At 68.9% G+C, this 16,804-nt stretch carries 19 protein-coding genes; 15 read left to right on the top strand and 4 right to left on the bottom strand.

Annotated features, from left to right (window positions below):
- Nucleotides 1–3: 3 nt before the first annotated feature.
- From rpe to ACS5NL_RS08235, 9 genes are all read left to right on the top strand, one after another.
- Nucleotides 4–702, top strand: a complete 699-nt coding sequence (gene rpe / locus ACS5NL_RS08275) for a ribulose-phosphate 3-epimerase (RefSeq protein WP_439353251.1) — start codon at nucleotides 4–6, stop codon at nucleotides 700–702.
- Between the two features lie 18 nt (nucleotides 703–720).
- Complete coding sequence (locus ACS5NL_RS08270) at nucleotides 721–1,815, top strand: class 1 fructose-bisphosphatase (RefSeq protein ID WP_439353250.1); 1,095 nt, start codon at nucleotides 721–723, stop codon at nucleotides 1,813–1,815.
- A gap of 36 nt (nucleotides 1,816–1,851) precedes the next feature.
- Entirely contained in the window at nucleotides 1,852–2,736 is an 885-nt protein-coding gene (locus ACS5NL_RS08265) for a phosphoribulokinase (protein ID WP_439353249.1), read from the top strand.
- Nucleotides 2,737–2,754: 18 nt separating this feature from the next.
- Nucleotides 2,755–4,767, top strand: coding sequence for a transketolase (gene tkt / locus ACS5NL_RS08260; protein WP_439353248.1), 2,013 nt, complete (start codon nucleotides 2,755–2,757; stop codon nucleotides 4,765–4,767).
- Nucleotides 4,764–5,471, top strand: coding sequence for a phosphoglycolate phosphatase (gph, locus tag ACS5NL_RS08255; RefSeq protein WP_439353247.1), 708 nt, complete (start codon nucleotides 4,764–4,766; stop codon nucleotides 5,469–5,471). The genes tkt and gph overlap by 4 nt, the downstream gene beginning before the upstream one ends.
- Nucleotides 5,472–5,511: 40 nt before the next feature.
- A complete protein-coding gene (gene gap, locus ACS5NL_RS08250) occupies nucleotides 5,512–6,513 on the top strand; it encodes a type I glyceraldehyde-3-phosphate dehydrogenase (RefSeq protein ID WP_439353246.1) in 1,002 nt (333 codons plus the stop codon).
- Nucleotides 6,514–6,525: 12 nt separating this feature from the next.
- The gene (locus tag ACS5NL_RS08245) at nucleotides 6,526–7,722 is read left to right on the top strand and encodes a phosphoglycerate kinase (RefSeq protein WP_439353245.1); all 1,197 of its coding nucleotides are present in this window, start codon (nucleotides 6,526–6,528) and stop codon (nucleotides 7,720–7,722) included.
- A gap of 27 nt (nucleotides 7,723–7,749) precedes the next feature.
- Nucleotides 7,750–8,817 (top strand): class II fructose-bisphosphate aldolase, encoded by a 1,068-nt coding sequence (gene fba, locus ACS5NL_RS08240; RefSeq protein ID WP_439353244.1) that lies wholly within the window; start codon nucleotides 7,750–7,752, stop codon nucleotides 8,815–8,817.
- A 68-nt stretch (nucleotides 8,818–8,885) separates the two neighbouring features.
- Nucleotides 8,886–10,121, top strand: coding sequence for an MFS transporter (locus ACS5NL_RS08235; protein ID WP_439353243.1), 1,236 nt, complete (start codon nucleotides 8,886–8,888; stop codon nucleotides 10,119–10,121).
- A gap of 40 nt (nucleotides 10,122–10,161) precedes the next feature.
- On the opposite strand, the gene ACS5NL_RS08230 is transcribed toward ACS5NL_RS08235, so the two are convergent.
- A complete protein-coding gene (locus ACS5NL_RS08230) occupies nucleotides 10,162–11,451 on the bottom strand; it encodes an FCSD flavin-binding domain-containing protein (RefSeq protein ID WP_439353474.1) in 1,290 nt (429 codons plus the stop codon).
- Nucleotides 11,452–11,462: 11 nt separating this feature from the next.
- A complete protein-coding gene (locus ACS5NL_RS08225) occupies nucleotides 11,463–11,765 on the bottom strand; it encodes a c-type cytochrome (protein WP_439353242.1) in 303 nt (100 codons plus the stop codon).
- An 82-nt stretch (nucleotides 11,766–11,847) separates the two neighbouring features.
- On the opposite strand from ACS5NL_RS08225, the gene soxY reads away from it, so the two are divergent.
- Entirely contained in the window at nucleotides 11,848–12,306 is a 459-nt protein-coding gene (gene soxY, locus ACS5NL_RS08220) for a thiosulfate oxidation carrier protein SoxY (protein ID WP_439353241.1), read from the top strand.
- 7 nt (nucleotides 12,307–12,313) lie between these two features.
- Nucleotides 12,314–12,628: a thiosulfate oxidation carrier complex protein SoxZ gene (soxZ, locus tag ACS5NL_RS08215; RefSeq protein ID WP_439353240.1), complete on the top strand. Its 315-nt coding sequence runs from the start codon at nucleotides 12,314–12,316 to the stop codon at nucleotides 12,626–12,628.
- Between the two features lie 18 nt (nucleotides 12,629–12,646).
- On the opposite strand, the gene ACS5NL_RS08210 is transcribed toward soxZ, so the two are convergent.
- On the bottom strand, nucleotides 12,647–13,270 hold the full coding sequence (locus ACS5NL_RS08210; protein WP_439353239.1) for a hypothetical protein: 624 nt from the start codon (nucleotides 13,268–13,270) through the stop codon (nucleotides 12,647–12,649).
- Nucleotides 13,271–13,355: 85 nt separating this feature from the next.
- Here ACS5NL_RS08210 and ACS5NL_RS08205 point away from each other — a divergent pair, with 85 nt between their 5' ends.
- Nucleotides 13,356–13,919, top strand: a complete 564-nt coding sequence (locus ACS5NL_RS08205) for a DUF2975 domain-containing protein (protein ID WP_439353238.1) — start codon at nucleotides 13,356–13,358, stop codon at nucleotides 13,917–13,919.
- On the top strand, nucleotides 13,919–14,167 hold the full coding sequence (locus ACS5NL_RS08200; protein WP_439353237.1) for a helix-turn-helix domain-containing protein: 249 nt from the start codon (nucleotides 13,919–13,921) through the stop codon (nucleotides 14,165–14,167). The genes ACS5NL_RS08205 and ACS5NL_RS08200 overlap by 1 nt, the downstream gene beginning before the upstream one ends.
- 12 nt (nucleotides 14,168–14,179) lie before the next feature.
- Here ACS5NL_RS08200 and ACS5NL_RS08195 read toward each other — a convergent pair whose 3' ends face one another.
- Nucleotides 14,180–14,719 carry an outer membrane beta-barrel protein gene (locus ACS5NL_RS08195; RefSeq protein ID WP_439353236.1) on the bottom strand — a complete coding sequence of 180 codons (540 nt, stop codon included), beginning with the start codon at nucleotides 14,717–14,719 and terminating at the stop codon, nucleotides 14,180–14,182.
- A 119-nt stretch (nucleotides 14,720–14,838) separates the two neighbouring features.
- Here ACS5NL_RS08195 and ACS5NL_RS08190 point away from each other — a divergent pair, with 119 nt between their 5' ends.
- Both ACS5NL_RS08190 and ACS5NL_RS08185 read left to right on the top strand, forming a co-directional pair.
- Complete coding sequence (locus ACS5NL_RS08190; RefSeq protein ID WP_439353235.1) at nucleotides 14,839–16,146, top strand: leucine-rich repeat-containing protein kinase family protein; 1,308 nt, start codon at nucleotides 14,839–14,841, stop codon at nucleotides 16,144–16,146.
- On the top strand, nucleotides 16,143–16,739 hold the full coding sequence (locus tag ACS5NL_RS08185; protein ID WP_439353234.1) for an NnrU family protein: 597 nt from the start codon (nucleotides 16,143–16,145) through the stop codon (nucleotides 16,737–16,739). The genes ACS5NL_RS08190 and ACS5NL_RS08185 overlap by 4 nt, the downstream gene beginning before the upstream one ends.
- The last annotated feature ends 65 nt before the right edge of the window (nucleotides 16,740–16,804 follow it).

The following is a 16,804-nucleotide window of genomic DNA, read 5'->3' as shown; positions in this document are numbered from 1 at the left end:
ACCATGTCCGCCATCCGCATCGCCCCGTCCATCCTCTCCGCCGACTTCGCCCGCCTGGGCGAGGAAGTGCGCGCCATCGAAGCCGCCGGCGCCGACCTGGTGCATTTCGACGTGATGGACAACCATTACGTGCCCAACCTGACCATCGGCCCGCTGGTCTGCGAGGCGATCCGTCCGCACGTGAAGATCGGCATCGACGTGCACCTGATGGTCGAGCCGGTGGACGCGCTGATCCCGCTGTTCGCCAAGGCCGGCGCCAACCTCATCAGCTTCCACCCCGAGGCCAGCCGCCACGTCGACCGCACGCTGCAGCTGATCCGCGACCACGGCTGCAAGGCCGGCCTCGCGTTCAACCCGGCCACGCCGCTCGAATGGATGGACCACGTCATGGACAAGCTGGACCTGGTCCTGCTCATGAGCGTGAACCCCGGCTTCGGCGGCCAGCAGTTCATCCCGTCCACGCTGTCCAAGCTGCGCGCCGCGCGCCAGCGCATCGACGCCTTCGCCGCCGACACCGGCCGCGACATCTGGCTCGAGGTCGACGGCGGCGTCAAGGTCGACAACATCGCGCAGATCGTGGCCGCCGGGGCCGACACCCTGGTCGCCGGCAGCGCCGTGTTCGGCGCGCCCGACAACGACGGCGGCTACCGCAACGTCATGAACACCTTGCGCAGCAACGCTGCCAAAGCCTCCCATTCCTGAAACCCCCGAAAGCTCCCCATGACCACGCGCCGCCGCTTCACGCTCACGCAATACCTGATCGAACAACGCCGCCGCTTTCCCGGTGCCAGCGGCGATTTCAATGCCCTGCTGCTCGACGTGGCGCTGGCCTGCAAGGCCATCGCGCGCTCGGTCGCCTTCGGTGAACTCGGCGGCGTGCTGGGCAATCCGGCGGCCGATGTGGCGACGGCCGTCAACGTGCAGGGCGAGGAACAGAAGCGCCTGGACGTGATCAGCAACGCCTACTTCACCGAGATGACGGAGTGGGGCGGCCACCTCGCGGGCATGGCGTCCGAGGAGATGGACCACCCGTACCAGATTCCCGAGACGCAGCAGCGCGGCAAGTACCTGCTGGTGTTTGATCCGCTCGACGGCTCCTCGAACATCGACGTCAACGTGACCGTGGGCTCTATCTTCTCCATCCTGCGCGCGCCGCAGGACGCGATCGACTCCGGCCGCGACGTGGTCGAGGCCGACTTCCTGCAGCCCGGCACCCAGCAGCTCGCCGCCGGCTACGCGCTCTACGGCCCGACCACCATGCTGGTGCTGACGGTGGGCAACGGCGTGGCCGGGTTCACGCTGGACCCGAACCTGGGCCAGTTCATGCTGACCCACCCGAACCTGCAGATTCCGGAAGACACGCACGAGTTCGCGATCAATGCGTCCAACAGCCGCTTCTGGGAAGCGCCGGTGAAGCGCTATGTGGACGAGTGCCTGGCCGGCAAGACCGGCGCGCGCGGCAAGGACTTCAACATGCGCTGGATCGCTTCGATGGTCGCCGAGGCGCACCGCATCCTGATGCGCGGCGGCATCTTCATGTACCCCAAGGACACCAAGGACCCGAGCAAGCACGGTCGCCTGCGCCTGCTCTACGAAGCCAACCCGGTGGGCATGCTGATCGAACAGGCCGGCGGCCGCGCCAGCACCGGCCGCGAACCGGTGCTGGCCACCCAGCCCACCGCGCTGCACCAGCGCATCGGCCTGGTGTTCGGCAGCAAGAACGAGGTGGAGCGCATCGAGCGCTACCACCGCGAGCCCGCCGCCTACAAGGAAACCAATCCCCTGTTCGCCGAGCGCTCACTCTTTCGCGACTGAACGCGCACCGAATTTTTCATCTCCGGAGACAAAGCCATGTCAGAACGACACCCCATCATCGCCATCACTGGTTCATCGGGCGCCGGCACCTCGACGGTGACCCGCACCTTCCAGAACATCTTCCGCCGCGAAGAGCTCCAGGCCGCGGTCATCGAAGGCGACAGCTTCCACCGCTTCGACCGCAAGGCCATGAAGGCGCGCATGGCCGAAGAAGAGGCCAAGGGCAACCAGCACTTCAGCCATTTCGGGGCCGAGGGCAACCTGTTCGACGAGATCGAGGGCCTGTTCCGCCAGTACGCCACCGACGGCACCGGTCGTTGCCGCAAGTACCTGCACAACGCGGAAGAAGCCGCGCCCTACCAGCAGGAGGCGGGCACCTTCACGCCCTGGGAAGCCATTCCCGACGGCACCGACCTGCTGTTCTACGAAGGCCTGCACGGCGCGGTGAAGACCGACGCCGTGGACATCGCGCAGTACCCCGACCTGCTGATCGGCGTGGTGCCCTCGATCAACCTGGAGTGGACGCAGAAGCTGATCCGCGACAAGACCCAGCGCGGCTACAGCCAGGAGGCGGTGGTCGACACCATCCTGCGCCGCATGCCCGACTACGTGAACTACATCGTGCCGCAGTTCGGCCTGACGCACGTGAACTTCCAGCGCATCCCCGTGGTGGACACGAGCAACCCCTTCATCGCGCGCGACATTCCCAGCGCCGACGAGAGCATGGTGGTGATCCGCTTCGCCAAGCCCAAGGGCATCGACTTCCAGTACCTGCTCAACATGATCAACGGCTCCTGGATGAGCCGGGCCAACACCATCGTGGTGCCTGGCGGAAAGATGGAGATCGCGATGCAGCTGATCTTCACGCCGTTCATCTGGCGAATGATGGAACGGAAAAAGCGCGCCTTCGGCCACGCCTGATCGGAACCGGAGACAACCATGCAGAACCCTTCCCCTGAACTCGCCCGCTCGATGGCGAACGCCATCCGCATGCTCGCCGTCGACGCGGTCGAGAAAGCCAAGTCCGGCCACCCCGGCGCCCCCATGGGCATGGCCGACATCGCCGAGGTGCTCTGGAACCGGCACCTGCGGCACAACCCGGCCAACCCGCAATGGGCCGACCGCGACCGCTTCGTGCTCTCCAACGGCCACGGCTCGATGCTGATCTATGCCTTGCTGCACCTGACTGGCTACGACCTGCCGATGGAAGAGCTGAAGAACTTCCGCCAGCTGCACAGCAAGACCGCGGGCCACCCCGAGGTCGGCATCACGCCCGGCGTGGAAACCACCACCGGCCCGCTGGGCCAGGGCATCAGCAATGCCGTCGGCATGGCGCTGGCCGAGAAGCTGCTGGCGGCCGAATTCAACCGCGATGGTCACCGCGTCGTCGACCACTTCACCTACGCCTTCCTGGGCGACGGCTGCATGATGGAAGGCATCAGCCACGAGGCCTGCGCGCTCGCCGGCACGCTGCGCCTCTCGAAGCTGGTGGCGTTCTACGACGACAACGGCATCTCGATCGACGGCCATGTCGAGGGCTGGTTCACCGACGACACACCGAAGCGCTTCGAGGCCTACGGCTGGCACGTGATCCCCAAGGTCGACGGCCACGATCCGGTGGCCATCGAGGCCGCGCTGGCCGCGGCGAAGCAGCAGGGCGCCCGCGCCGACGGCAAGCCGACGCTGATCTGCTGCCAGACCGTGATCGGCATGGGCTCGCCCAACAAGGCCGGCACGCACGACGTGCACGGTGCCGCTCTCGGCGCGGCCGAGGTGCAGGCCACGCGCGACGCCCTGGGCTGGACGGCGGCGCCGTTCGAGATCCCGCTGGAGATTGCCACGGCCTGGAACGCCCTGGAACGCGGCGCGCAGGCCGAGCGCGAATGGCGCCAGCGCTTCGAGGCCTACCGCACCGCGTTTCCCGCCGAGGCGGCCGAGTTCGAACGCCGCATGGCCGGTGATCTGCTGCCCGCGTTCGCCGAACAGCTGCCGTCGTTGCTCGCCGCCATCGCCGCGAAGCCGGACGCCGTGGCCACCCGCAAGGCGAGCCAGAACGCGCTGGACGTGCTGGCGCCGCTGGTGCCCGAGTTCTTCGGCGGCAGCGCCGACCTCACGGGCTCGAACCTGACCAACTTCAAGGGTTGTGTCAAAGCGGGCAGGGACACCTGGGGCAACCACCTGAGCTACGGCGTGCGCGAGTTCGGCATGGCCGCGCTCATGAACGGCATGGCGCTGCACGGCGGCTTCATCCCCTACGGCGGCACCTTCCTGACCTTCAGCGACTACAGCCGCAACGCCATCCGCATGGCTGCGCTGATGAAGCAGCGCGTGATCCATGTGTTCACGCACGACAGCATCGGCCTGGGCGAAGACGGCCCGACCCACCAGAGCGTGGAGCACGTGCCCAGCCTGCGCATCATCCCGGGCCTGGACGTCTGGCGACCGGCCGACGGACTGGAGACGGCGGTGGCCTGGGCGCACGCGATCGAACGCCGCGACGGCCCGAGTGCGCTGTGCCTCTCGCGCCAGAACCTGCCGCGCGTGGCGACCATCGAACAGACCGCCGCGATCCGCCAGGGTGGCTATGTGCTCAGCGACATGGAGGAACCGCAGGCGGTGATCGTCGCCACCGGCTCCGAGGTCGAGATCGCGCTGGCGGCCCAGGCCGCGCTCGCCCTCGACGGTGTGCGCACCCGCGTGGTGTCGATGCCGTGCTCCAACCTGTTCGACCGCCAGGGCGCGGCCTACCAGGACCGCGTGCTGCCGCTGGCCCTGCCCACCGTGGCGGTGGAGGCTGCGCACCCGGACTTCTGGCGCAAGTATGTGGGCCGCACCGGCGCGGTGATCGGCATCGCCAGCTTCGGCGAATCGGCCCCGGCCAAGGACCTCTACGCGCACTTTGGCATCACGGCCGCGGCGGTGGTGGCGGCGGTGAAAGGGCGGCTTTCGTGAGCGCGTATCCCTTTGACCTGATCCTGTTCGACCTCGACGGCACGCTGGTCGAGACCGCGCCGGAGATTGCCGATGCGGTCAACGACACGCTCACCGCACTCGGACACCCCGCGGTCTCGCAGCAGGAGGTGGACGACTGGATCGGCCACGGCACGCGCGAGCTGCTGATCCAGGCGCTGGCCAGGGTGCTGGACACCCCGGCAGAAACCGTGCGCAGCGCGGAGGCCTTTCCGCGGATCGAAGCCGAGTTCGCGCGCCACTACCAGGCGCGCTGCGGCACCCGCAGCCGGCTCTACCCACACGTGCTGGAGAGCCTGCAGGCCCTGCGCGCCGCGGGGGTGTCGCTGGTGCTGATGACCAACAAGGAAGGGCGCTACACGCAGACGGTGCTGGACGTGCACGGCCTGTCGCCGCTGTTCGACCGGGTCATCAGCGGCGACACGCTGCCGGTGAAGAAGCCCGACCCGGCCGGCGTGCACGACTGCCTGGAGATGTTCGACGTGCTGCAGGCGCGCGCGCTGTTCGTGGGCGACTCCAGCATCGACGTGGCCACCGCGCGCAACGCGGGCATCAGCGTCTGGGCGCTGCCCTATGGCTACAACATGGGCGAACCCATCGAGGCCTGTGCGCCCGACCGGGTGATCCCCGATCTTTCGGCGTTGACCACCCTGCCGGCCCTGCGCGCCAGCGCCGCGCCGGTCTGAACGCCTTTTCTTTTTCCATTTCATTTCGGAGACATCGGACATGGCTATCAAAGTCGGTATCAATGGTTTTGGCCGCATCGGCCGCAACGTGCTGCGCAGCGCGATCCAGAACTTCCCGGACATCGAGATCGTTGCCATCAACGACCTGCTCGAACCCGACTACCTGGCCTACATGCTGCAGTACGACAGCGTGCACGGCCGCTTCAAGGGCACCGTTTCGGTCGAAGGCAACACCCTGGTCGTCAACGGCAAGAAGATCCGCCTGACCGCCGAGAAGGACCCGACGGCCCTGAAGTGGAACGAAGTCGGCGCCGACATCGTGATCGAATCCACCGGCATCTTCCTGGACAAGGCCGGCGGCGAGAAGCACCTGGCCGCGGGCGCCAAGAAGGTGATCTTCTCTGCCCCGTCCAAGGACGACACCCCGATGTTCGTCTTCGGCGTCAACGACAAGACCTACGCCGGCCAGTCCATCATCTCCAACGCCTCCTGCACCACCAACTGCCTGGCCCCCGTGGCCAAGGTGCTGCACGACAAGTGGGGCATCAAGCGCGGCCTGATGACCACCGTGCACGCGGCGACCGCCACGCAGAAGACCGTGGACGGCCCGTCCAACAAGGACTGGCGCGGCGGCCGCGGCATCCTGGAAAACATCATCCCGTCCTCCACCGGTGCCGCCAAGGCCGTGGGCGTGGTGATCCCCGAGCTGAACAAGAAGCTGACCGGCATGAGCTTCCGCGTGCCGACCTCCGACGTGTCGGTGGTCGACCTGACCGTCGAGCTCAACAGCGAAGCCACCTACGAAGAGATCAAGGCCGAGATGAAGGCGCAGAGCCAGGGCGCCTTGAAGGGCGTGCTGGGCTACACGGAAGACAAGGTGGTGGCCACCGACTTCCGCGGCGAGACCTGCACCTCGGTGTTCGACGCCGACGCCGGCATCGCGCTGGACAAGACCTTCGTGAAGGTCGTGAGCTGGTACGACAACGAGTGGGGCTACTCCAACAAGTGCCTGGAGATGGCACGGGTCGTGGCGCGCGGCTGAGGGGAGGGCAGCATGAACTTCCTCCGATTCAGCGAGGTCTGCGCCAGTGGTTTTGCGCGCGGCAAGCGGGTGTTCATCCGCGCGGATCTCAATGTGCCCCTGAACGACAGCGGCGAGATCACCGAAGACACGCGCGTCCGCGCCTCGATCCCGGCGATCCGCATGGCGCTGGACGCCGGTGCGGCGGTGATGGTCACGTCCCACCTGGGCCGACCGACCGAAGGTGTGTTCCGGCCCGAAGACTCGCTCTCGCCGGTGGCACGGCGGCTGTCCGAGTTGCTGGGTCTCGAGGTGCGTCTGGTGCCGGACTGGGTCGACGGCGGCTTCGCGGTCGGCCCGGGCGAGGTGGTGCTGCTGGAGAACTGCCGCCTGAACGTGGGCGAGAAGAAGAACAAGCCCGAGCTGGCCGCCAAGCTGGGCCAGCTGTGCGACATCTTCGTGCACGACGCTTTCGGCACCGCGCACCGCGCCGAAGGCACGACCTACGGCATCGCCGGGACCGCGCCGATCGCCTGCGCCGGGCCGCTGCTGGCGGCCGAGATGGACGCGATTTCGCGCGCCCTGGCCAATCCCCGCCGACCCCTGGTGGCCATCGTCGCCGGCTCCAAGGTCTCGACCAAGTTGAGCATCCTGCAGAGCCTGGCGAAGAACGTGGACGGCCTGATCGTCGGCGGCGGCATCGCCAACACCTTCATGCTGGCCGCCGGTCTGAAGATCGGCAAGAGCCTGGCCGAACCCGACCTGCTGGGCGAGGCCACGGCGGTGATCGCGGCCATGAAGGCGCGCGGCGCCGAGGTGCCGATCCCCGAAGACGTGGTCTGCGCCAAGAGCTTCAGCGCCGACGCCGCCGCGACGGTGAAGGCCGCGACCGAGGTGGACGACGACGACCTGATCCTGGACATCGGCCCGAAGACGGCGGCCAGGCTGGCCGCGCAGCTCAAGGGCGCCGGCACGATCGTCTGGAACGGCCCGGTGGGCGTGTTCGAGTTCGCGGCCTTCGAGGGCGGCACCAGGGCCATTGCCAAGGCGATTGCCGAGAGCAGCGCCTTTTCCATCGCCGGCGGTGGCGACACGCTCGCCGCCATCGCCAAGTACGGCATCGAGAAGGACGTGGGCTACATCTCGACCGGCGGTGGTGCCTTCCTCGAAGTGCTCGAAGGCCGGACGCTGCCGGCGTTCGAGATCCTCGCGCGCCGTGCCGCACCCTGATTTTTTCAATCCAACGGAGACACTTTCATGGCCCTGATTTCCCTTCGGCAACTGCTCGACCACGCGGCAGAACACAGCTACGGCCTGCCGGCCTTCAACGTCAACAACATGGAGCAGGTGCAGGCCATCATGCAGGCCGCCGCGGCCGTGGACAGCCCGGTCATCCTGCAGGGGTCGGCGGGTGCCCGCTCCTACGCGGGCGAGCCCTTCCTGCGCCACCTGATCGCCGCCGCGATCGAGATGTACCCGCACATCCCCGTCTGCATGCACCAGGACCACGGCGCCACGCCCGCGATCTGCGGCCGCTCCATCCAGTCGGGCTTCAGCTCGGTGATGATGGACGGCAGCCTGCTGGCCGACGGAAAGACGCCGGCGAGCTACGAATACAACGTGGCCACGACGAAGCAGGTGGTGGACCTGGCCCACGCTTGCGGGGTCTCGGTCGAAGGTGAGCTCGGTTGCCTGGGTTCGCTGGAGACCGGCAAGGCCGGCGAAGAAGACGGCCACGGCGCCGAGGGCGTGCTGGACCACTCGGCCCTGCTGACCGATCCCGACGAGGCTGCGGACTTCGTGCGCCAGACCCAGGTGGACGCGCTGGCCATCGCCATCGGCACCAGCCACGGCGCCTACAAGTTCAGCAGCAAGCCCAGTGGCAAGGTGCTGCGCATCGACCGCGTGAAGGAGATCCACCAGCGCATCCCCAACGTGCACCTGGTGATGCACGGCTCGTCGAGCGTGCCGGAGGACTGGCTGGCCATCATCAACCAGCACGGCGGCGACATGGGGCAGACCTACGGCGTGCCGGTGGAAGAGATCGTCGAAGGCATCAGGAACGGCGTGCGCAAGGTCAACATCGACACCGACCTGCGCATGGCCAGCACCGGCGCGATCCGCAAGCACCTGGCCGAAGACCGCAAGAACTTCGACCCGCGCAAGTTCTACAAGGAGGCCACCAAGGCGATGCAGGCGATCTGCGCCGCGCGCTACGAAGCCTTCGGCTCGGCAGGCATGGCCAGCAAGATCACCCAGGTGCACAGCCTGGAGACGATGCAGAAGCGCTACGACAAGGGCGAGCTGGCGGCCCGGGTGGCCTGAGCCGCGATCCGCGGGACCAGCCGCGCCCGGGACACGGGGCCGGGCGGCGGCTGCGTTAGATTGCGGTGATGAACCGTCCCCTGCACGCCGATCCCTCCGTCATCGATTCGCGCCAGGCCGCCTGGCGGCTGCTGGTGGCGCTGGGTCTGGTGGTGCTGGGCAACAGCAGCATGTACGTGGTGTCGGTGGTGCTGCCCACGGTGCAGCGCGAGTTCGGTATCGACCGCGCCAGCGCCTCGTTGCCCTACACCTTCATGATGGTCTGCCTGGGCATCGGCGGCATCTGGACCGGCCGCATGGCCGACCGGCACGGCCTGATGAAGGTGCTCTGGGTCGGCGCGCTGGCGGTGGCGGGCGGTTTCCTCTGGGCCGCGCAGTCCGGCAGCATCTGGACCTTCGGCCTCGCGCACGGACTGCTCGGTCTGCTCGGTGGCGCCGCGACCTTCGCGCCGCTGCTGGCCGACACCTCGTTGTGGTGGAACCGGCGGCGCGGCATCGCGGTGGCGATCTGCGCCAGCGGCAACTACATCGCCGGCGCGCTCTGGCCGCCGCTGGTGCAGCACGGCATCGAGACCATCGGCTGGCGCCCCACTTACACGATCATGGGCGTGGTCTGCGGCCTGGGCATGCTGGCGCTGTCGGGCCTCATGCGCCAGCGACCGCCGCAGGCCGCGCCGGTGCCGGTGGATGCGGCCGCTGCCGCGCCGGCCGCAGACCGCAGCCGCCCCTTCGGCCTCCGGCCTTCGCAGGCCCAGTGGTTGCTGTGCGTGGCCGGGGTGGGCTGCTGTGTCGCCATGTCGATGCCCCAGGTGCACATCGTGGCCTATTGCACCGACCTGGGTTATGGCGCGGCGCGCGGTGCCGAGATGCTGTCGCTGATGCTGGCCAGCGGCATCGTCAGCCGGCTGGTGTCGGGCGTCGTCTGCGACCGCATCGGTGGCATCCGCACCCTGCTGCTGGGCTCGGTGCTGCAGGGCGTGGCGCTGCTGCTGTTCCTGCCGTTCGATGGCATGGTGCCGCTGTATGTGGTCTCGGCCCTGTTCGGCCTGTTCCAGGGCGGCATCGTGCCGTCCTACGCCATCATCGTCCGCGAGCACTTCGCGCTGCAGGAAGTGGGCGCCCGGGTCGGCGCGGTGATCATGGCCACGCTGCTCGGCATGGCGCTGGGCGGCTGGCTCTCGGGCTGGATCTTCGACCAGACCGGCAGTTACGACGCCGCCTTCATCAACGGCATTGCCTGGAACCTGCTCAACCTGGCGATCACCGGCTGGCTGTACCGGCGCCTGAGATCAGGCTCCCGCTAGCCACCCGCGGCGGTCCACCGGCGCGCGCGGGGCGGCTGCGTCATGCCAGCGTGTCGGCCCAGATGTTGCGCGCCCAGGCGTGCGCGTACTGGGCTTCGGCCTCGCTGGCGGCGCTGGAGAGGCCACCCGCGCCGGGCACGGTGAGCATGGTCTTCTTCTCGGCGTCGTAGCGGTGCACGCTGCTCACGTGCATGGCGGCCGTGGCGGTCACGAAGCTGTAGCAGGTGTTGGCGTAGAGCGGCTGCGGTGGCGGCGCCTGTCCCTGCAGCAGCGCGACCACGGCCGCGGCGCAGGTCTTGCCGTGCTGGTTGGCCATGTGGCCCGACTTGGGCATGGCCGGTGCGATCTGGATCGCGTCGCCGAGCACGTGGATGTGTTTCGCAGCCTTCGACTCGAAGCTGAGGAAGTCGACCTCGCACCAGCGGCCGTTGGCGGTCGCCAGGCCGCTGCGCACCGCGATGTCGCCGGCCCGCATCTCGGGCAGCACATTGGCGACCGCGGCCCTGACGTCGTCCTGCAGATCGAACTTCAGCGTCAGGGTGGCCGCGTCGACGTCGGCGAGCCGGTGCTTGGGCCGGTATTCGATCAGGCCCGGGTAGTGTTCCGACCAGGCCTGGAGGAACAGGGCCTTCTTCGACACGATGTCGTCGTTGGCGTCGAACACGATGACCTTGCTGCGCGGCTTGGCCTGCTTGAAGTAGCTGGCCACCATGCAGGCGCGTTCGTAGGGGCCGGGCGGGCAGCGGTAGGGCGCGGGGGGAATGGTGAGCGCGTAGACGCCGCCGTCGGGCATGGCTTCGAGCTGGCGCCGCAGCGCCACGGTCTGCGGGCCGGCCTTCCAGGCGTGCAGCACCTTTTCGCGGGCGCCCTCGGCCGACAGGCCGGGCAGCGCGTCCCAGAGGAAGTCGATGCCGGGCGAGAGGATCAGCCGGTCGTAGGGCAGCTCGGCGCCGCCGGCCAGACGGACACGGCGCCGGTCGGTGTCGATCGCGCTCACGCGATCGCGCACGATCCGCACGCCGTGGTGCCGCGCCAGCGCGTCGTACGACAGGGTGATGTCGGCCAGGGCCCTGCTGCCCTGGAGCACGAGGTTGGAGACCGGACAGGAGACAAAGGCCGCCGCGGGTTCGACCAGCGTGACCTCGATGCCGTGGTCGGAGAACAGCCGCAGGTACTTGGCCGCGGTGGCGCCACCAAAGCCGCCACCGACCACCACCACCCGGGGCGGTTGCCCGCCGACCGCGGCGCAACCCGCGAGGCTGGCCGCGCCGGCGACCCTCGCGAGCACCGAACCGGCGCCCAGGCCCTGGACCAGCCGGCGGCGTTGCATGACGGGATGGTTCATTTCGTCTGCCCCGCGAAGTAGGTGGCGATGTCGCGCAGCTGTTCGTCGGTGTAGCCCCTGGACAGCTGGTGCATCAGGGTGGCGCTCTGGCGGCCGTTCTTGAAGTCCAGCAGCTTGTGCAGCAGTTCGTCGCGGTCGCGCCCGGCCAGCGCGGGCATGCCGTCGAGCGCGCGGCCGTCGGTGCCGTGGCAGGTGGCGCAGGCCGCGGCCCAGACGCGCACCTGGGCGACCTCGGCGGTCGCCGTGGCGGCCGTGGCCGCGAGCAGGGTGGCCAGACTCCACCGCAGGACTGGTTTCAAGAGCGTCTCCTTCGCTGCGGCGCCGCGTGGCGCCCGGGGGTGATCAGCATAAACTCCCGACCAGATCATCCCCGGAGTCACCGTGTCGCCCGATCGCCGCCAGGCCCTGAAGACCACCAGCAGCGTGCTGGCCATGCTGGCCACGCACGGCGTCGTGGGCTGGCCGCAGGCGCTTGCGGCCGACGCCCGCGCCGGTTTTGCCGCCGACACGCTGGACGGCGCCCTGGCCGCGCTGGGCAGCCGGCCCGCGACCAGCGGCCAGGTGCAGCTCACCGCACTGGACATCGTCGAGGACGGCAGCGTCGCGCCGGTGCGGGTGGTCAGCCTGCTGCCGGGCACGACCGAGATCCACCTGCTGGTCGAGAAGAACCCGGTGCCGCTGTCGGCCAGCTTCCGTTTTCCGGCGGGCACGCTGCCCGACATCCAGCTGCGGGTGAAGATGGCCGAGAGCAGCCGCGTGGTGGCGGTGGTGCGCGCCGACGGCAAGCTCTACATGGCCAGCAAGCAGACGGCGGTCACCGTCGGCAGCTGCGGAGGATGAGCCGGCCATGAACGAACCGATCAAGATCCGCGCCACGCTGGCCGCCGGTGAGACCACGGTCCGCGTGCTGGTGCCGCACGTGATGGAGTCCGGCAACCGCAAGGACCCGGCCGGCCAGCTCATCCCGGCCCACCACATCACCGACCTGCTGGTCACCCACAACGGCCGCACCGTGCTGCAGGCCGACGTGGGCCCTTCGGTGTCGCGCGATCCGCTGCTGGCCTTCCGCTTCAAAGGCGGCCAGGCGGGCGATCGCATCCGCGTGGAATGGCGCGACAACCGCGGCGGCAGCGGAGCGGGCGAGGCGGCGATCCTGGGCTGAAACCGCCCGTTCCGGCGCTCAGCGTTTGGCGGCCTGCGCCGCGGCGGCATCGGCCGCCATTTTGCGAATCTGCGCCGGGGTGCCGTCCCACATCTCGAAGAAGCCCTCGCTCTGCCTGACCTGTATCCAGGTCGACCAGCGCGTGTGGTCCAGCGCCGGGTCGGTCATGGCGAGGTCCTTCTGTTCGATGCCGATGCTCAGCGAGCCACCTCGCTGGTAGCCCGGCTGGGCCTGCGCCTGCTTCACCGTGGCCTGCACGCGCTGCAGTTCGGCCTGGGTGGCGGGCGGCAGGCTGTAGACCAGCCAGCGGCGGCCCGGGCCGGGCGCGTCCAGACCCAGCGTCGCGACCGAGGAGGTGGTCAGTGTCAGCGGCAGTTTCCGGTCGACCGGCTCGAAGGCACCCGCCACCTTGGGCTTGAGCTGGATCAGCAACTGGGGCGCTGCGCCGGGCGGCGGTGCGATGCGCACGTCGGCCTGGACCGCGACCATGAAATGCGCCGGATTGGCCTCCAGCAACTGGCCGGAGAGCTGGGTCAGTCGCGGGATCGCGCTCAGCGGGATGCCGCCGCAGGCGGTCAGCAGGGCGGCGGCGGACAGCAGCAGGCTGCGGCGGGTCCAGGCCAGGGCGGTGCGGTGTGACATGGTCTTAAAATGATCGTTATCAGATAAAAAATTATTGTAAAACAATAAAAATAGATTCGTCCACCCACCACCGACCGGATCTCCGATGAACGCTTTTCCTTCCGACCGCAAGGCCTTGTCGCTGCAGCGCGTGCGCCGCATCAGCCGCTGGATGGTGGCCGCCTGCTGGGCGCTGCTGGTGGGGCTGCCGCTGGCCCTGGTGTTCTACTGGGCCACGGCCAGCGACGCCATGCTCGCCAGCCATGCCAATCTGCCGCCACCGCTGATCCAGGGGCCGCTGGCGCCCTGGCAGCGGGTGGCCGCGGGCGCGGTGATGGGCGTGCCGCTGGCGCTGCTGCTGGCGGGCGTGTGGCAGGCGCGGCGCTGTTTCGCCATGTTTGCCCAGGGGCAGGTGTTCACGCTGCAGGCGACGGTGCTGCTGCGGCGCTTTGCCGGCTGGGTCGCCTGGGCCGCGCTGGCGGCCCTGCTCTCGGGCGCCGTCACCTCGGTGCTGCTGACGCTGCACAACCCGCCGGGCCAGCGGCAACTGGCCATCGGCATCGGCTCCGACCATGTGTTCACGCTGTTCTTCGCCGGCCTGGTCTGGCTGATGGCGGCGGTGATCGGCGAAGGTCAGACGCTGGCCGAAGAGAACGAGGGCTTTGTCTGATGTCCATCGTTGTGCAACTGGACGTGATGATGGCGCGGCGCAAGGTCCGGTCGCGCGACCTGGCCGAACACATCGGCATCACCGAGGCCAACATGTCCCTGCTCAAGCAGGGCAAGGTCAAGGGCGTGCGCTTCGAGACACTGGAAAAAATCTGCGAATACCTGCAGTGCCAGCCGGGCGACCTGCTGGCCTATGTTCCGGAACACTTGCCGGATGTCGCGCCGGACCCAGGTCCGGCGGTCCCCTGAGCGCGGACAGGGTCAGAAGCGCAGGCCGAGGTTGAGCGAGTAGCCGTTGACGCTGGCGCCGCCGCTGTCGAGGTAGTTCATGTAGTCGACGCTCAGCGAGAGCTTGCTGGTCGGCATCAGCCTAAGACCGCCGCCGTAAGAAAGCTTCTTGTCGGAGCCCGAACCCAGGCCCTGGAAGCTGATCTTGCTGCTGGCCATGCCGACGCGGCCGAACACTTCGACCGGGCCGAGGCCGAATTTCGGCGTGACATACAGCCCGTAGAGCTGATCGACCTTGCCGCTGTACTGGGTGCCGGTGTTGCTGGCGGTGTAGGTGCCCTTGCCGGAATTGAGGCCGCCGATGGCTTCGAGCGCGAATCCGTCGGTGAGCTGCAGCCCGACCAGGCCGCGCACCATGTTCGGGCTGGCGCTGGCGCGCAGGCCGATGACGGGCACCGACAGCTTGAGCGAGAGGTTGGAATAGCCCAGTTCCCCGTACACGCTCTGGGCCTGGGCGGCCGGGCTGCCGAGGGCCGCGAGCAGTGCGGCCGCGGCCAGGAGTTGCTTCTTCATGGGCGCTCCTTGTGCGGGTTGGTCTGGATCGATTCTAGGAGCGCCGCGAGGTTCCCGGGGGCGGCTTTGCGGGGCTGTTCCTTTGTTGCCACACGGCCCGATCCGATAATCGCGACCGAATGCACACCCTTGAACAACTGCGCCATGGCGCCCTGGCCGGCGCCACCCGGCTAGACCTTTCCTGCGGCCTGACCGCGCTGCCCGACGAGGTGCTGGCGCTGGCCGACACGCTGGAGGTGCTCAACCTCAGCGGCAACCGCCTGACCGACCTGCCGGACTGGCTGCCACGGCTGCACCGCCTGAAGGTGGTGTTCGGCTCGGACAACCCCTTCACCACGCTGCCCGAAGTGCTGGGCGAATGCGCCTCGCTGGAAATGGTGGGCTTCAAGGCCTGCCAGATCCGGCAGGTGCCGGTCGCCGCGCTGCCGCCGCGGCTGCGCTGGCTGATCCTGACCGACAACGCGATCGAGACCCTGCCCGATGCCGTGGGCGAGCGCCCCCGCATGCAGAAGCTCATGCTGGCGGGCAACCGGCTGCGGGCGCTGCCCGAGGGGCTGGCGAACGCGCAGCGGCTGGAGTTGTTGCGCATCTCGGCCAACCGTTTCGAGCGGCTGCCGGCCTGGCTGACCGCGCTGCCACGCCTGAGCTGGCTGGCGCTGGCGGGCAACCCGCTGGGCTGGGCCGCGCCGGCGGGCCCCGGGCTGCCATCGATCAACTGGTCGGCGGTGCAGGTGGGCGATTTGCTGGGCGAGGGCGCATCGGGCCGCGCCGTGCGCGCGCGGGTCGCGGGCCATGCCGACGAACTGGCGCTCAAGCTGTTCCGCGGTGCGGTCACCAGCGACGGCCTGGCCGAACACGAAATGGCGGCCAGCGGCTTTGTCGGCGCGCACCCGACGCTGTGCACGCCGGTGGCGAAGCTGCAGGGGCACCCGGAAGGTGCGATGGGCATGTTCCTGCCGCTGATTCCGCCATCGCACACGTTGCTCGCCGGGCCGCCCAGCCTGGACAGCTGCACGCGCGACGTGTATCCCGCCGGCTGGCGCATCGCGGCCGGGCCGGCGCGGCGCCTGCTGCGCGACATGGCCGACGCGCTGGCCCACCTGCACCGCCAGGGCGCGACCCACGGCGACTTCTACGCCCACAACATCCTGTTCGACCCGGCCACCGGCGGGGCCCTGCTCAGCGACTTCGGCGCGGCGGCCCTGCTGCCGGCCGACCAGCCGGCGCTGGCGCGCGCGCTGCAGGCGCTGGAGGTGCGCTCGTTTGGCTGCCTGCTGGAGGAACTCGGGGAAAGACTCGATGTCACACACGGCGAACCGCTGCATGACATGATGGCCGCTCTGGCGCAGGCCTGCATGGCCACCGATCCCGGTGACCGGCCCACCATGGCCGAGGTCGCGCACGATTTGTCCAAGGAGATGGCATGAGTTGGCTGGTGCTGGGTTTGTTGCTGTTTCTGGGCGTGCATTCGGTTGCCATCGTCTCGCCCTCCGGGCGTGACCAACTGGTGGCGCGTCTGGGCGAAGGCCCCTGGAAAGGCCTGTATTCGCTGGTGTCGGCGGTCGGGCTGGGTCTGATCGTCTGGGGCTACGGTCTGGCGCGCGAGAACCCGGTGCTGCTCTACAGCCTGCCCGGTGGCTTCCGCCACCTCGCGGCCTTGCTGCTGTTGCCCGTGTTCGTGCTGCTGCTGGCGGCCTACCTGCCGGGTCGCATCCAGCGCGCGGCGAAGCACCCGATGCTGCTGGCGGTGAAGCTCTGGGCCTTCGCCCACCTGCTGGCGCAGTCCGCGACCGGCGGCAGCCTGGCCGATGTGCTGCTGTTTGGCGGCTTCCTGCTCTGGGCCGTGGCCGACCGCATCTCGCTCAAGCGCCGCGCGCAGGCCGGCGCGTTGCGCACGGTGCCGGCGCTGCCGGCGAGTGCGGCCAACGACGTGATCGCGGTGGTTGGCGGGCTGGCGCTGTATGGGCTCACGGTGATGTGGGCGCACGGGGCGCTGTTCGGGGTTCGACCGTTCGGGTGATTGAAATGACCCCCCTGCGCCGCTTCGCGTCTTCCCCCCTGTCCGGGGGGACGACACCTGTGGCC

The organism is Hydrogenophaga sedimenti (genome assembly GCF_051857515.1).
GTDB lineage: Bacteria > Pseudomonadota > Gammaproteobacteria > Burkholderiales > Burkholderiaceae_C > Hydrogenophaga.
The sequence above is the reverse complement of the archived record's forward strand: the minus strand, read 5'-3'. Positions and strand labels throughout refer to the sequence as shown.

Excerpts from the sequence above, each read along its gene's own strand:
- ACS5NL_RS08245 (WP_439353245.1), top strand. The coding sequence starts at position 6,526 with ATGAACTTCCTCCGATTCAGCGAGGTCTGCGCCAGTGGTTTTGCGCGC.
- ACS5NL_RS08195 (WP_439353236.1), bottom strand. The coding sequence starts at position 14,719 with ATGAAGAAGCAACTCCTGGCCGCGGCCGCACTGCTCGCGGCCCTCGGC.
- gap (WP_439353246.1), top strand. The coding sequence starts at position 5,512 with ATGGCTATCAAAGTCGGTATCAATGGTTTTGGCCGCATCGGCCGCAAC.
- ACS5NL_RS08205 (WP_439353238.1), top strand. The coding sequence starts at position 13,356 with ATGAACGCTTTTCCTTCCGACCGCAAGGCCTTGTCGCTGCAGCGCGTG.
- ACS5NL_RS08210 (WP_439353239.1), bottom strand. The coding sequence starts at position 13,270 with ATGTCACACCGCACCGCCCTGGCCTGGACCCGCCGCAGCCTGCTGCTG.
- ACS5NL_RS08230 (WP_439353474.1), bottom strand. The coding sequence starts at position 11,451 with ATGCAACGCCGCCGGCTGGTCCAGGGCCTGGGCGCCGGTTCGGTGCTC.
- ACS5NL_RS08235 (WP_439353243.1), top strand. The coding sequence starts at position 8,886 with ATGAACCGTCCCCTGCACGCCGATCCCTCCGTCATCGATTCGCGCCAG.
- soxZ (WP_439353240.1), top strand. The coding sequence starts at position 12,314 with ATGAACGAACCGATCAAGATCCGCGCCACGCTGGCCGCCGGTGAGACC.
- ACS5NL_RS08185 (WP_439353234.1), top strand. The coding sequence starts at position 16,143 with ATGAGTTGGCTGGTGCTGGGTTTGTTGCTGTTTCTGGGCGTGCATTCG.
- rpe (WP_439353251.1), top strand. The coding sequence starts at position 4 with ATGTCCGCCATCCGCATCGCCCCGTCCATCCTCTCCGCCGACTTCGCC.
- tkt (WP_439353248.1), top strand. The coding sequence starts at position 2,755 with ATGCAGAACCCTTCCCCTGAACTCGCCCGCTCGATGGCGAACGCCATC.
- ACS5NL_RS08200 (WP_439353237.1), top strand. The coding sequence starts at position 13,919 with ATGTCCATCGTTGTGCAACTGGACGTGATGATGGCGCGGCGCAAGGTC.
- ACS5NL_RS08265 (WP_439353249.1), top strand. The coding sequence starts at position 1,852 with ATGTCAGAACGACACCCCATCATCGCCATCACTGGTTCATCGGGCGCC.
- ACS5NL_RS08190 (WP_439353235.1), top strand. The coding sequence starts at position 14,839 with ATGCACACCCTTGAACAACTGCGCCATGGCGCCCTGGCCGGCGCCACC.
- ACS5NL_RS08270 (WP_439353250.1), top strand. The coding sequence starts at position 721 with ATGACCACGCGCCGCCGCTTCACGCTCACGCAATACCTGATCGAACAA.
- fba (WP_439353244.1), top strand. The coding sequence starts at position 7,750 with ATGGCCCTGATTTCCCTTCGGCAACTGCTCGACCACGCGGCAGAACAC.